At 62.4% G+C, this 13585-nt stretch carries 12 protein-coding genes and 1 tRNA gene; 6 read left to right on the top strand and 7 right to left on the bottom strand.

Annotation, left to right across the window (positions count from 1 at the left end):
• Positions 1-30: 30 nt before the first annotated feature.
• Together EB815_RS27830 and EB815_RS27825 are read right to left on the bottom strand one after the other, a co-directional pair.
• Positions 31-483 (bottom strand): VanZ family protein, encoded by a 453-nt coding sequence (locus EB815_RS27830; protein WP_244493898.1) that lies wholly within the window; start codon positions 481-483, stop codon positions 31-33.
• 400 nt (positions 484-883) lie between these two features.
• Positions 884-2521 (bottom strand): ABC transporter substrate-binding protein, encoded by a 1638-nt coding sequence (locus EB815_RS27825; RefSeq protein WP_056563886.1) that lies wholly within the window; start codon positions 2519-2521, stop codon positions 884-886.
• A gap of 128 nt (positions 2522-2649) precedes the next feature.
• On the opposite strand from EB815_RS27825, the gene EB815_RS27820 reads away from it, so the two are divergent.
• Positions 2650-3549: a LysR family transcriptional regulator gene (locus EB815_RS27820; protein WP_056563883.1), complete on the top strand. Its 900-nt coding sequence runs from the start codon at positions 2650-2652 to the stop codon at positions 3547-3549.
• A gap of 86 nt (positions 3550-3635) precedes the next feature.
• On the opposite strand, the gene EB815_RS27815 is transcribed toward EB815_RS27820, so the two are convergent.
• The gene (locus EB815_RS27815) at positions 3636-4508 is read right to left on the bottom strand and encodes a phytanoyl-CoA dioxygenase family protein (protein WP_056563880.1); all 873 of its coding nucleotides are present in this window, start codon (positions 4506-4508) and stop codon (positions 3636-3638) included.
• A 21-nt stretch (positions 4509-4529) separates the two neighbouring features.
• On the opposite strand from EB815_RS27815, the gene EB815_RS33465 reads away from it, so the two are divergent.
• Positions 4530-4844, top strand: coding sequence for a hypothetical protein (locus EB815_RS33465; protein ID WP_196772368.1), 315 nt, complete (start codon positions 4530-4532; stop codon positions 4842-4844).
• Between the two features lie 205 nt (positions 4845-5049).
• Here the strand turns inward: EB815_RS33465 and EB815_RS27810 are convergent.
• A tRNA-Gln gene (locus EB815_RS27810) sits at positions 5050-5124 on the bottom strand.
• Between the two features lie 127 nt (positions 5125-5251).
• Positions 5252-5596, bottom strand: a complete 345-nt coding sequence (locus EB815_RS27805; RefSeq protein WP_056563877.1) for a VOC family protein — start codon at positions 5594-5596, stop codon at positions 5252-5254.
• A gap of 225 nt (positions 5597-5821) precedes the next feature.
• On the opposite strand from EB815_RS27805, the gene ppdK reads away from it, so the two are divergent.
• The 3 genes from ppdK (at position 5822) to EB815_RS27790 (ending at position 10673) form a co-directional block, all read left to right on the top strand.
• Positions 5822-8500 (top strand): pyruvate, phosphate dikinase, encoded by a 2679-nt coding sequence (ppdK, locus tag EB815_RS27800; RefSeq protein ID WP_056563873.1) that lies wholly within the window; start codon positions 5822-5824, stop codon positions 8498-8500.
• A gap of 119 nt (positions 8501-8619) precedes the next feature.
• Positions 8620-9723 (top strand): glycosyltransferase family 9 protein, encoded by a 1104-nt coding sequence (locus tag EB815_RS27795; protein WP_056563871.1) that lies wholly within the window; start codon positions 8620-8622, stop codon positions 9721-9723.
• Positions 9724-9929: 206 nt separating this feature from the next.
• Complete coding sequence (locus EB815_RS27790; protein WP_056563868.1) at positions 9930-10673, top strand: polysaccharide deacetylase family protein; 744 nt, start codon at positions 9930-9932, stop codon at positions 10671-10673.
• A gap of 85 nt (positions 10674-10758) precedes the next feature.
• On the opposite strand, the gene EB815_RS27785 is transcribed toward EB815_RS27790, so the two are convergent.
• Positions 10759-11148, bottom strand: a complete 390-nt coding sequence (locus EB815_RS27785) for a DUF427 domain-containing protein (protein WP_056563865.1) — start codon at positions 11146-11148, stop codon at positions 10759-10761.
• Between the two features lie 131 nt (positions 11149-11279).
• Positions 11280-11636, bottom strand: a complete 357-nt coding sequence (locus EB815_RS27780; protein ID WP_056563862.1) for a hypothetical protein — start codon at positions 11634-11636, stop codon at positions 11280-11282.
• A 320-nt stretch (positions 11637-11956) separates the two neighbouring features.
• Here EB815_RS27780 and EB815_RS27775 point away from each other — a divergent pair, with 320 nt between their 5' ends.
• Positions 11957-13585, top strand: a complete 1629-nt coding sequence (locus EB815_RS27775; protein ID WP_056563857.1) for a fatty-acid--CoA ligase — start codon at positions 11957-11959, stop codon at positions 13583-13585.

The raw sequence follows: 13585 nt of genomic DNA, 5'->3' as shown, positions 1-13585 counted from the left end.
TCCGCCGTCAGGACAATGTGCGATTGGCGCTCAGCCTCGATGGCGCGTGAGCCAGGTTGCACAACCCGCCACCACCAGCCCGCAGGCGATGCCGATGCAATCGGCAACCCAGTCGAACACATCGAAATCGCGGTCTATCTCCGACGTCCCCTGAAGGACTTCGATCGCAGCTCCGACCGTGGCCAGGAAAATCACCAGCCAGAGCTTGCGCCTGGGCCAACCCAGACTGCCAAGGGCAGCCAGGACGGCGAATGCGCCGGCATGGTTGAGCTTGTCATCGCTGAAACCGATATCGATGCCGAATTCCTCAAGCCAGGACACCGGCAGCAGCGCGAGGACAAGAACCGCGACGAACGTAACGACAAATGCAGTCCGTAAGACGACTGAACAGGATGTCATTGTGCCCCAACAGCGATTTCGACCGCCCTTGAGGTCGAAGCCTGCCGACTGAGCCCGATGCACCAGGCAGGCGCGGAGCGCCACGATTGCATCGGATCGTTGGAAAAGCAACGACGTTTCGCTGGCATGGAAGGGTCAATTTTCCCGTTTTTTGGGAAGGTCAGTGCCCGCCAAAGCGGGTTCCGTTTCATTTCGGCAAAGATAAGCTCTCTTCGTGAACTGGAGCTTCTTGACGATGGCAGACGCGGAAACCGGGATTTCTCGCACGGGTGATGGTCCGGCGGATCTGGCGGCACGGCCGCGGATTCTCGGGGATCTGTCGAGGCAAGATACGTGTGGACGCATCTGCGCGACGTGTCCGATGCGAAGCCAGAACTGCTCCTCATCGGCCCTCGATAGTGTCGCCGTGAGGCGAAATGCCCGGTGAGCGAAAAAGAAATGGCAGGGCGGCGCCGCGGCAGGCGCCGCCGTGTTGTCCTTGTAATCAGGCGGCGAGCCAAGCCTTGGTGAAATCCTGCTCATAGGCCTGATGCATCTGATAGCCCATCAAGGCAGGTTTCATATGGCAGAACAGCTTTCGCCAGTAAGGCTGAACGATAATGCCGGATTCCTGCAGCATCAGCTGCAATTCCTTCATCACCGCGCGACGCTGATCCGGATCGGCGATGGCATTGGCCTTGTGAACCTTGGCATCGAACGCCGAATCGGCAAACCCTGTCTCGTTCCATGCCGAGCCGCTCTGATAGGCAAGCGCATAAGTCTGGATGCCGAGCGGGCGGGCATTCCAGTTGGTCGTCGCGAAGGGATATTTGGTCCAATCGTTCCAGAATGCCGATTCCGGGATGACTGTGCGCTTCACCTTGAAGCCGGCGTCGCGCATCTGCTGGGCGACGACGTCGGAGCTTTCCTTGCGGTAGTCGGCTTCGACCGAGATCAGATCGAACTCGAAATCGAGCTGACCGGCTTCCTCCAGCAGCGCCTTGGCCCGGACCGGGTCGCGCTTGATCGGCGGCAGTTCGGCATGCTCGGGGTGCATCGGCCCGACGTGATCGTTCTGCGCCACCATGCCCATGCCGTTGGCGCCCAGCTGCAGCACCGCCTCATTGTCGACCGCAAGCTGAATGGCATTGCGCACACGCTTGTCGTCGTAGGGTTTGGCATTGACGTTGCAGCGCGAGACGATGGTGGCGGCGGTGACGATCTCGCTCTTCTTCAAGCCCAGTCCGTCGAGCATCGCGACGTCATAGGACTGCGTCTGGCCGTTCAAATCGATCTCGCCCGATTCGAAAGCGGAGACGGTGGCGGCCGAGTCGGTGCCGTAGTCGATCCAATCGATGCCATCCAGGAACACCTCGCCGCCCCACCACGAGCCTTCCGGCCGCTTGCGCACCGATGCGGCGACCCCGACATCGAGCTTCTTGAGTTCGAACGGGCCCGTGGAAATGGGATTTGCCGACAGGGGCGCCTCTTTCGGATTGAAGCTGCGATGGACGATCAATGCCGGGTAATCCGTCATCGCCGGGATGATGGTGATGTCGGGTTGCGACAGTTTCAGCGCCACGGTGTGGTCGTCGCGGATCGTGATCGCGCCGGCCCGTGCCACCTTGGTATCGGGATCGATCAGCGAACTCATGCGCCCGGCCATGGAATTGCCGGCGGCACCCTTCTCGCACCAGCGCGTGATGTTGAAGGCAACGTCGGTGGCGGTGAAATCGTCGCCGTTCGACCATTTCACGCCTGGGCGGACCTTGAGCACATACTCCGTGGCGTCCGCATTGATTTCCCAGCTCTGCAGCAGGACCGGCTCGAAGGTGAAATCCGGCTTCCAGCGCACCAGCGGTTCGAGAAATTGCATGGCGATGTTGCCCATCTGCGAAACCTTGAAACTGCGCGGGTCCTCGAGTTCCATCACCTGCATGGCGACGCGTACGACACCGCCCTTCCTGGGCTGGGCCGCTTCTTCAGCCAGAGCCGGAACCGGCTGGCCAATGAGGCCGTAGGCGACCGCCGTGCTTGCGCCAAAGGCGCTGGCCAGCGCCAGGAATTCGCGGCGGCTGAGCGCGCCATTTTTTGCCCCCCGTGCAAAGGCGTCGATCGCTGGATGAAGAGGCTTGGATGTCATATCGTTTCTCCCATTGTTGATTTTACGTCCAAATTCGGTGGAATGCCCTTACCGCACGATCGCCGGGCGCTGTCTTCTGTCGGAAGACGCGAAGGGTGGAACAGACGCGGCGGCGAGGGGAAGCCAGGATGAATCTTCTGACGGCGATGCGGGTGTTCGACCGGGTCTGCCTGCTGGGCAGCCTCTCGGCGGCGGCGCGCGATCTCAATATGTCGACCACGGCGGTCAGCCGCATGATCAAGGATCTGGAAGAGGACCTTGGCGTGCGTCTCATCAACCGCACCACAAGGCGCCTCAGCCTCACCGAGGCCGGACGTGACTATGCTCCGCGGGCCCACAGCCTGCTGGACGACATCTCGGAATTGCAGGATTCGACGCGCGGCCTGCACAAGGAGACGCGTGGGCTGATCCGGGTTTCCTGCTCCAATGTCCTTGGCCACACGCGCATCACCAAGCTGGTGCCGAAATTCCTCGAGGAAAACCCTCTCACCAGCATCGAGTTCGACCTGACCGCGCGCTACGTCGTCGGCATTGTCGAGGAGGGCTACGATGTCGCCATCCGTTTCGGCGGGCAGGCCGATTCCGCCCTGATCGCGAGGCGCCTTGGCGAGGTTCGCAACTATGTCTGCGCCACGCCGGACTACTGGAACAGAAATGGCCGGCCGACCCATCCGGACCAACTGGCAAGCCATTCCTGCGTGTTGAGCAACTTCGCCAAGCGGCTGGGCACATGGCCGTTCATAGGCCCCGACGGGCCGTTCGACGCCGCCATCGGCGGGCGCATCTCGACCAACAGCGTGGAGGCCGCCTATCAGATGACCGTCGCCGGCTTCGGCATCGGCAACCTGCCGAGCCTCCTGGTCGATGCCGCGATCCGGGACGGCCGTCTGGAGGTGCAGCTTGACGAGTTTCGCCCGGGCTCCAGCCCGATCTATGCGCTCTATCCGCACCGCACCTATATCGCCGCCAAGGTGCGCGCCTTCGTCGATTTCCTGATGCGCGAACTGTCGGCGGATTTCACCGCCTGAGACGTTGCGAGGTCGCTGTTGAACGCAGTCAGGGGCCCGGCGCGAACGCCAGGCCCCCTCTGCCCCCGTCGCCCGACGCGGCAATGTCATTTCCACCAGGCGGTGGTGTCGTACATCGGTCCCGGCTCCTCGAAGAGTTTTTCGTATTTGCACAGCGTCGGCGTCTTGCCGAGCGGCACGGAGACGCCATCCCGGAACGCCCATTCGCCGCGCTGCGTCGAATCCGCCCGCACATAGCTCGACAGGGCGAAGGCGCGGTCGTGCTGCGATTTGTTCGGCGAGGAGCCATGCACGGTAAGCAGCCCCCACATGGCAAGGTCGCCCGGCTCCAGCACCAGCGGAACGATGGTCGCCGGATCGATGCCGACCTTGCGCAACTCCTCCTCGGCGGTCAGGCCCTTCATCAGCTCGCCGGTCCCCTCGTCCGAGAGGCCGAGATAGCCGAGCTTGTGGCTGCCGGGTACGACCTGGAGGCAGCCATTGTCGAGCGTCGCGCGGTCGACGGCGAGGCCGGTGGTGACGGTCGCATCGGCGACATTGTCGAAGGCGGCCTGGTTGCGGAAGCGCAGGTCCTGATGGAAGCGGTAGCCCGTGACATTGGCGCCTGGCGGCTTCCAGTGCAGTTGCTGGGCGATTTGCCTGATGTCGCGGCCAATCAGGCCCTCGAGCAGTTTCAGATAGTCCGGGCTGCGCCGGAATTGCTCGAAATAGGAATTGATCCAGGAGAACCAGTAGGCCTGCAGCACGTAACGCTGGCCGAAATCCGACTCGGGCAGAATCTGGAAGCTGAGATTGCCATGCCTGTAGGTGGCGTGATGCTTGAGCCCTTCGGCGTAGACATCATCCGTTTCCTTCTTCAGCCGGATCATCTCGTCGCCGTCGACGAACTGTCGAACGATCGCATATCCTTCCTCGCGGTACTGCTCCACCGCCTCGCGTGCCTGCTTGTCCGTCAACATGTCTTTGACAACCCCTGTCTGGTGATCCGTGGCGATCGTAACAAAGGGATTGCGGACGATAAGTCGTGGATTCTGGCATCGACTTTCCCGAATATCGGAAAAATGCCGTCGGCTAAGGCGGGCGTGAATCCCGCGGCGTCTGGCTCGGATGCCGCCGCATCCAGCACGCCATATGCGGCTGATGCGGGAACCCGCGGTATTGCTGGCGCTGGTCGTGTCCACGATCTTTTGCCGAAGCGCTGCCGATGGCGGTTGCTGTCCGGCTATCTGCCTGTCGATTTGTTCGGCCGAAGTGGTGCAGCCGGCGAGCTTGAGCGCTGCCGCAACGATAGCTAGTCTTGTAAAGGATTGCCCCCAATGATGTTCCCCAGCGGGAAGGAATCATAGGGTGGATTCACCGTCAAGGCGTCCAGCTAGACACGCGGCGTCAATCTAGCCATGTATCTACAGCCTAAATGACCTGTGTGGATCATCCGCTGGCTGTAACGCTTGGCATTCACCAATATTCGCTAGGTGATTGAAAAATCAGGAAAAATAGATATGGCTGGGGCGCCAGGATTCGAACCTGGGAATGTCGGTACCAAAAACCGATGCCTTACCACTTGGCGACGCCCCAATAGCCGTCAGAGTCGCTTGTGCGGCGCGTTATTAGCAGAGCAGCCGAAAAGCACAATGCTTATGAGCGACCGCGAGAACACTCGGCTGGCCCGCGGGGCGTTGCCGCCGGACGGTCCTTGAACAGGCTATTGGGACCACACTGCGAGCTCATTGCCGGCCGGATCGACGAAATGGAAGCGCCGGCCGCCGGGAAATGCGAAGATCGGCTTGACGATCGTGCCGCCGGCGCTTTCGACGGCGCCAAGCGTTTCCTCGAGGTCGTCGCTGTAGAGCACGGGCAGCGGCTTGGCCGGTGCTTCCGCCGCATCGGCCTGGAAACCGCCATCCAGGCCCTCCGCGAAGGCCGAATAGGTGGGGCCATAGTCGGTGAACGACCAGGCAAAGGCGGAACTGTAGAAAGCCTTCAGCCGATCCAGCGTGCCGCCCGTCGCCGGCATTTCCAGATAGTCGAGTTTTCCAGTCAGTTTCATGGGGCACCTATTTGTTCCCTTTATGTTCTAGCGGTCGAGCCGTGAGGTGGCAAGTCTTTTTGCCGCATGTCCGGGCCGGGCTTTTTCTTAATCGATTGTAGCGGCGGAACGGCTTTTCCGGTGCTTGCCTTTCGCACTGCAGCATCATATCGCTCCAAAGTCGGACCAGGGCGGAACTTTCCGTTTCGCCAATCTTTCCAATCTCCTGCAACCGGAGAGCAAAGCATGACCAAATGGGTTTTCACCTTTGGCGATGGTGCGGCGGAAGGCCGTGCCGGCGACAAGAATCTGCTGGGCGGCAAGGGTGCCAACCTTGCCGAGATGTGCAGCCTGGGTCTGCCGGTGCCGCCGGGCTTCACCATCACCACCGAGGTCTGCAATGCCTTTTACGCCAATGGCCGCGCCTATCCGGCGGGGTTGGAAGCCGATGTCGCGATCGCGCTCGATCACATTGGCCGGCTGACCGGCCGCCAGTTCGGCGATCCGTCGAAGCTTCTGCTCGTGTCTGTACGTTCCGGGGCTCGCGCGTCGATGCCGGGCATGATGGACACGGTGCTCAATCTCGGCCTCAACGACGAAACCGTCGAGGCGTTGGCGACGGATTCCGGTGATGCGCGCTTTGCCTATGACAGCTACCGCCGCTTCATCCAGATGTATTCCGATGTCGTCATGGGCCTCGATCACGAGGTGTTCGAGGAGATCCTGGAAGACCAGAAGGCCAGCCTCGGCCATGAACTCGACACCGAGCTGACCGCCATCGAATGGCAAGGCGTGATCGCGCTCTACAAGGCCAAGGTCGAGGAAGAGCTCGGCAGGCCGTTCCCGCAGGATCCGCAAGAACAGCTCTGGGGTGCCATCGGCGCCGTGTTCTCGAGCTGGATGAACAACCGCGCCATCACCTACCGGCGTCTGCATGACATCCCCGAAAGCTGGGGCACGGCGGTCAACGTGCAAGCCATGGTGTTCGGCAATATGGGCGAGACCTCGGCCACCGGCGTCGCCTTCACCCGCAATCCGTCGACCGGCGAAAAGCAGCTCTATGGCGAGTTCCTGGTGAACGCGCAGGGCGAGGATGTCGTCGCCGGTATCCGCACGCCGCAGAACATCACCGAGGCGGCTCGCATTGCCGCCGGCTCCGACAAGCCGTCGCTGCAGAAGCTGATGCCCGACGCCTTCCAGTCCTTCGTCACCATCTCCGACAGCCTGGAAAAGCATTACCGCGACATGCAGGATCTCGAATTCACCATCGAGCGCGGCAAATTGTGGATGCTGCAGACCCGCTCCGGCAAGCGCACCGCGAAGGCGGCGCTGAAGATCGCGGTCGAGATGGCCAGGGATGGCCTTATCTCGAAGGAGGAGGCTGTCGCCCGCATCGATCCGGGCTCGCTCGACCAGTTGCTGCATCCGACCATCGATCCGAAAGCCGCGCGTGACGTCATCGGCGTCGGTCTGCCTGCCTCGCCGGGTGCCGCCACCGGCGAGATCGTCTTTTCCTCCGGCGATGCCGAGGATCTGAAGACGCAAGGCCGCAAGGCGATCCTGGTGCGCATCGAGACCAGCCCCGAGGACATCCACGGCATGCATGCGGCGGAAGGCATCCTGACCACGCGCGGCGGCATGACCAGCCATGCCGCCGTTGTCGCGCGCGGCATGGGCAAGCCTTGCGTGTCGGGCGCCGGCTCGCTGCGCGTCGACTACAAGGCGGGCACGCTGATCTCGATGGGGCAGACCTTCCGCAAAGGCGACATCATCACAATCGATGGCGGCAATGGTCAGGTGCTGAAGGGCGCGGTTGCCATGCTGCAGCCGGAACTGTCGGGCGATTTCGCCGCCATCATGGAATGGGCGGACGCCGTGCGCCGCATGAAGGTGCGCACCAACGCCGAAACGCCGCTCGATGCCCGCATGGCGCGCTCTTTCGGCGCCGAAGGCATCGGGCTTTGCCGTACGGAACACATGTTCTTCGACGGCGACCGCATCGTCGCCATGCGCGAGATGATCCTGGCCGACACCGAGAAGGACCGGCGCGCCGCCCTGGCCAAGCTTCTGCCCATGCAGCGCTCGGATTTCCTGGAACTTTTCGAGATCATGGCGGGCCTGCCAGTGACGATCCGCCTGCTCGATCCGCCGCTGCATGAATTCCTGCCCAAGACCGAGGCCGAAATCGCCGAGGTCGCCGCCGTCATGAATATATCGGCCGACAAGCTCAGGCAGCGCACCGAGGCCCTGCACGAATTCAACCCCATGCTTGGCCATCGCGGCTGCCGGCTGGCCGTCTCCTATCCGGAAATCGCGGAGATGCAGGCCCGCGCCATTTTCGAGGCCGCCGTCGAGGCCGGCAAGAAGGCGGGCGCGCTGGTTGTGCCCGAGATCATGGTGCCGCTGGTCGGCCTGGTGAAGGAACTCGACTATGTGAAGGCGCGCATCGATGCGGTCGCCAAGAGCGTCATGGACGAGACCGGCGTCAAGATCGACTATCTGACTGGAACCATGATCGAACTGCCGCGTGCGGCGATCCGTGCCCATGTGATCGCCGAGTCGGCCGAGTTCTTTTCCTTCGGCACCAACGACCTTACCCAGACCACCTTCGGCATCTCGCGCGACGATGCGGCCTCGTTCCTGGAGACTTATCGCCAGAAGGGCATCATCGAGCAGGATCCGTTCGTCTCGCTCGACATCGACGGTGTCGGCGAACTGGTGCGCATGGCCGCGCAAAAGGGCAGGGCGACACGGCCGGAGATCAAGCTCGGCATCTGCGGCGAACATGGCGGCGATCCCTCGTCGATCCGTTTCTGCGAGGAGGTCGGTCTCGACTATGTGTCGTGCTCGCCCTATCGCGTGCCGATCGCCAGGCTGGCGGCCGCGCAGGCAGCGGTGCAGGTAGCAAGGACGGGGCGCGGATGAGCCGATCAAAGCTTACGGTTTTGTATGAAAACTCACGCGAACGTGCTGAAGGCATTGCGTAATCTCGACATTGTTCCTGCCCAATTTGCGGACGGCCCGCCAATTGTCCCGGGAATCACATGTTGCAGATATCACCCGCGCCGTTCCGCTCGATCCTGGTCATTCAAACGAAGTTCATAGGCGACATCGTCCTCGCCTCGACGCTCGCCAGGAACCTGCAACTCGAATTCCCCGGCGCCAGGATCGTGTTCCTCTGCGAAGCGCATTTCGAAAGCTTCGTGGTCGCGCATGGTATCGCCTCGGAAGTGGTCACGTTCAGGCGATCCCGCATGCGCGGCACCGCGCTGGAGCGTGGAAAAGAGCTCTATGCCATGGTGCGGGCCCTACGCGACTTCCGCTTTGATCTGACGATCGACCTGACCGATTCAAAGACCTCGCGCGTCATCAGCGGGTTCGTCAACGCCAAGACCCGTGTCGGCTACAATCCTCCCGAACGGCCTCTGAAGCTGCTGGAGCGGCAACCAGCCAATGTGTTTGCCAAGCCGTTCGGATTTGGCGGCCAGCATTTTGTCTACCGCTATCTTTCGCCCATTGAAGCGCTCGGCCTCGACCTGCGCGTGACGGTGCCGAGCATTCAGCCTCTGCCGTTCGAGACCCTGAAAGCCTTGGCGCTTCTGGGCAAGCATGGTCTCAACCCACACGGCTTCGTCGCGGTGCACGCGGGAGCAAGTTTCAAGGGCCGGCAATGGCAGCCCGAACGCTTTGCCGAGGCGATCGACGAAATTGCAACCGGCACCGGATTGGGCTTCGTGTTGGTCGGAGGGCCTGAGGAGCAGGGGACAGCCGCGCGGATCATCGCCAGGACGGTGACGCCGGTCGTCGACCTTGTCGGGACGCTGTCGCTGAACACCTTGCTGGCTGTGCTGAAGCAGGCGCGGCTGTTTCTCGGCAACGAGAGCGGCCCGATGCATATGGCGGCGGCCGCGGGCATACCCGTTGTCGGCCTGTTCGGTCTGACGAACCCGTCGCGCTGGGGCCCTCTCGGCGTGCCCAGCATCGCGCTTCGGCCACCGATGCCGTGCGACTGCGTGGCCAAGGGCTTGTGCCGCCGGACCGACCCCCGCAAGGCATGCTGCGTCTGGCGCTTGAAGGTGAGGCCTGTCGTCGAGGCGGCGCGCGAGATCTTGGCGCGCACCGAGATGAAGCGCGAGCGCGCTGTCTGAACTGCTGTCGCCCGATGGATCGTTCGCAAGCCGGGCGGTCAAATTGCCGCGCCGGGCATTTTTCTGCTACCAATCGTCCTGATTTCCGCCTTCATGCGGGTCTTGGGATAGCGGCTCGAAATCGCCCCATGGGAAATATTCCAAAACAAAGGGCGGGTTGCCGTTTGCGTGAAACGGTGAACTGCTCCAGTCGGGAATTCGGTTCGATGCGTCTGCTGCTGCAAAGACATCTCTGCATGATCGCCATGTCGCTGGCGGCGCTATCCAGCGCCCAAGCCGCGCCGCTCGTCGAGCCCACGCTGCACATCAAGCCCGCGGCAAGCGGGGCGGGCCATGTCGCGCTCACGCTCGACGCCTGCGGTGGACAGACCGACACACGCATTCTCTCGGCGCTGGTGGAAAACAAGATACCTGCCACCATTTTTGTCACCGGCATCTGGCTGAAGCGCAACGCCGCGGCCGTCGAGATCATGCGGGCGCATCGCGACCTTTTCGAATTGGAAAATCACGGCGGGCGCCATATTCCGGCGGTCGACACGCCGCGGAAGATCTATGGCATACGCAGCGCCGGCAGCCCGGATGCTGTGCTGGCCGAGGTCGAGTCGGGGGCCGCGGCGCTTGCCAGGACAGGTGAGCCCGCGCCGAAATGGTTCCGCGGCGCAACCGCCGAATACAGCCCCTCGGCGATCGCGATGATCCGCAAGCTCGGTTTCAAGATCGCCGGCTTTTCGATCAACGGCGACGGCGGCTCGCTGCTGGGCGCCAAGGAGACCGCCAAGCGCATCGCCGCCGCCAAGGACGGCGACGTCATCATCGCCCATATCAACCAGCCCACCCATGCCGCCGGCGAGGGCGTGGTGCAAGGCCTGCTGGCACTCAAGGACAAAGGCATGACCTTCGTGCGCCTGGACGATGCCGACGGTACCGGCAATCACGGCACCACCGACTGAGGGTGCGTGGATATTCAGGTGAGGCCGGCCTGTTTCGACTCGAACTGAATCTCAACGCACCCCAATGCCCTCGAGTTCGAAGCGTTCAGCCCGGCTTGGCTTCGATGCTGACCTTGCTGGCGTAGAACGCGCCGTGGTCGCGGATTTCGGTCATTTCGTCAAAGGGCCGCTCGTAAGCCCACATCGCATTCTGACCGGTTTCGCCGGCAGGCAGCACGCTCCAATAGCTGGCATCGCCCTTGTAGGGGCAATGGGTCGAGTGTTCGGTAGCGCTCAGCTTGCCGAAATCGATGTCGGCGAACGGAATGTAGAAGGCGGCGGGGTAGGGAGCCTCCGTCAGCACCTTGGCCTTCGTGGACGACGCGATGACCGTACCGCCGGCGCGCACCGTAACGGTGCCGACATAGGGCTCGATGGTGATGATCTTGTCGGGATTGCGCTGGAAGCCGGGTGCCGGGTTGGCGATCTTGTCCATGCTGGTTCTCCTTGCCTGGCTCCCTAAGGTGTGGCGGGCACAGCCGTTGCGCAAGGTCCAGTTGCATCACGAAAACAGGCGCACCAATCGCCGCGGCGTGGCGCTTCGCGCTTTCGAGTATCCGCCGCGGCTCAGGCGGCGGTCTTGAACGCGTCCATCAATCCGGCATAGGCGGCTGCGATGCCCGCCACCGGGTTGCTGCTTCTCGAAACGGTTTCGACTTTCAGCGAGCCACCAACGGTTGGCAAGGTGAGCAGCAGGAACTGGCGGTTGCCGCCATCGCCGACTGATGCCGCCGCGACGTGCTGGCCTTCGCCTTCGTTCTGGACGCACATCTTGAACAGCAGCGTACCGCCGACCGCTTCGAGCGCGCCGCCGACAACTTCAACAAATTCGTCTTCGGAAACAGTCTTCTCGTCCGGCACCAGATCGGCCAGGCTTTCCGCAAGTGTGCTCTCAAGGGCCTTGTCGTCGAGCTGCGCGTCCATGCGAACCTCTTTCAGTCGCCAATCGCCCCTTGCCCGTTAACGAAACTTAACGCCGACGATGGCCGGATTGTGGCGGATTTCAAGTCATTTCGCCGGATAAGGCACTGCCGCCACCGCGATGATTTTGACCCTCCTGCCATCCCGGTGGCACGAGTGGCCAGGAGACGGAAGTCCAAAACATGTCAAGATTCAACCGCTTGCCGTTGCGGCACGGGCGCTGAAATTCGTTCGCCGCGCAAGCGGGTGACTGGACAATCCGCCGGTTCGCTTCACAATGGTTCGAGGCTACGACGCAAAATGCGCGAGGGAGGAGGAACGGGATGCTGGGGCTGATGCAGGAATGGCCGCTGCTGTGCCACAAGCTTATCGACAACGCCGAACGGCAGCATGGAGTGCGCGAGATCGTGTCGCGCTCGGTCGAGGGACCGATCGTGCGCACCACTTATGCCGACATCCATCGTCGTTCCCTCAAGGTCGCCCAGAGGCTGGAGCGGGACGGCTATGGGTTGGGCGACCGCATCGCCACGCTGGCCTGGAACACGGCGCGCCATATCGAGGCCTGGTACGGCATCATGGGCGTCGGCGCGATCTATCATACACTCAACCCGCGCCTGTTTCCCGAGCAGATCGTCTGGATCATGAACCACGCCGAGGACAAGGCCGTCTTCGTCGACCTCACCTTCATACCGCTGCTCGAGAAGATCGCCGGTGCCGTCAAATCGCTGAAAAGGGTGATTGTGCTGACCGACAGGGAGCACATGCCGCAAACGACCCTGCCCAACGCCGTCCCCTATGAGGACTGGCTTGACGAGGTCGATGGCGATTTCGCCTGGAGGACCTTCGACGAAGGCACCGCCGCCGGCATGTGCTACACGTCGGGCACGACAGGCGATCCCAAGGGCGTCGTCTACAGCCATCGTTCGAACGTGCTGCACGCCATGATCGCCGCCATGCCCGACGCGATGGGCCTGTCGTCACGCGACACCATCCTGCCCGTGGTGCCGATGTTCCATGCCAACGCCTGGGGCCTTGGCCAGAGCGCACCGATGATCGGCGCCAAGCTGGTCATGCCCGGCTGCAGGATGGACGGCGCCTCGATCTATGAATTGCTCGAAACCGAGAAGGTAACCTTCAGTGCCGCCGTGCCGACCGTCTGGATGATGCTGCTGCAATATCTGGAGGAGACCGGCAAGAAGCTGCCCTATCTGAACAAGGTCGTCATCGGCGGCTCGTCCTGTCCGCGTGCGATCATGACGAAGTTCGAGGACAATTACGACGTCCAGGTCACCCATGCCTGGGGCATGACCGAGATGTCGCCGCTCGGCACTCTGTGCACCTTGAAGCCGGAATATGCGGCCCTGGAGAGGGAGGCCCGGCTCGACGTCAAGCAGAAACAGGGTTACCCGCCCTTCGGCGTCGAAATGAAGGTGACCGATGACGAGAACAATGCGCAACCCTGGGATGGCAAGACCTTTGGTCGGCTGAAGGTGCGTGGACCGGCCGTTGCCCGCGCCTACTACGGTGGCGCCGGTGCCGAGCAGTTCGATGAGGAGGGCTGGTTCGACACCGGAGACGTCGCTCACATCGACGCCGGCGGCTACATGCAGATCACCGATCGAGCCAAGGACGTCATCAAGTCCGGCGGCGAGTGGATTTCGACCATCGATCTCGAGAATCTGGCGGTCGGCCATCCAGACGTGGCGGAGGCGGCGGTAATCGGCGTCCATCATTCGAAATGGGGCGAGCGGCCCTTGCTGGTCGTGGTCGCCAAGCCGGGCAAGGAGCCGAGCAAGGCTGACATTCTCGGCTTCATGAACGGCAAGGTGGCCAAGTGGTGGATGCCGGACGATGTCGCTTTCGTCGGCGAGATACCCCATACCGCCACCGGCAAGATCCAGAAGATCACCTTGCGCCAGCAGTTCAGGGACTACCGCCTGCCGACGGATTGA

Origin of the sequence: Mesorhizobium loti (assembly GCF_013170705.1) — a bacterium.
GTDB lineage: Bacteria > Pseudomonadota > Alphaproteobacteria > Rhizobiales > Rhizobiaceae > Mesorhizobium > Mesorhizobium loti_D.
This window is presented reverse-complemented; position numbering and strand designations above follow the sequence as displayed.

Excerpts from the sequence above, each read along its gene's own strand:
- EB815_RS27825 (WP_056563886.1), bottom strand. The coding sequence starts at position 2,521 with ATGACATCCAAGCCTCTTCATCCAGCGATCGACGCCTTTGCACGGGGG.
- EB815_RS27795 (WP_056563871.1), top strand. The coding sequence starts at position 8,620 with ATGTTGCAGATATCACCCGCGCCGTTCCGCTCGATCCTGGTCATTCAA.
- EB815_RS27815 (WP_056563880.1), bottom strand. The coding sequence starts at position 4,508 with ATGTTGACGGACAAGCAGGCACGCGAGGCGGTGGAGCAGTACCGCGAG.
- EB815_RS27790 (WP_056563868.1), top strand. The coding sequence starts at position 9,930 with ATGCGTCTGCTGCTGCAAAGACATCTCTGCATGATCGCCATGTCGCTG.
- EB815_RS27775 (WP_056563857.1), top strand. The coding sequence starts at position 11,957 with ATGCTGGGGCTGATGCAGGAATGGCCGCTGCTGTGCCACAAGCTTATC.
- EB815_RS27780 (WP_056563862.1), bottom strand. The coding sequence starts at position 11,636 with ATGGACGCGCAGCTCGACGACAAGGCCCTTGAGAGCACACTTGCGGAA.
- EB815_RS27805 (WP_056563877.1), bottom strand. The coding sequence starts at position 5,596 with ATGAAACTGACTGGAAAACTCGACTATCTGGAAATGCCGGCGACGGGC.
- EB815_RS27820 (WP_056563883.1), top strand. The coding sequence starts at position 2,650 with ATGAATCTTCTGACGGCGATGCGGGTGTTCGACCGGGTCTGCCTGCTG.
- ppdK (WP_056563873.1), top strand. The coding sequence starts at position 5,822 with ATGACCAAATGGGTTTTCACCTTTGGCGATGGTGCGGCGGAAGGCCGT.
- EB815_RS27785 (WP_056563865.1), bottom strand. The coding sequence starts at position 11,148 with ATGGACAAGATCGCCAACCCGGCACCCGGCTTCCAGCGCAATCCCGAC.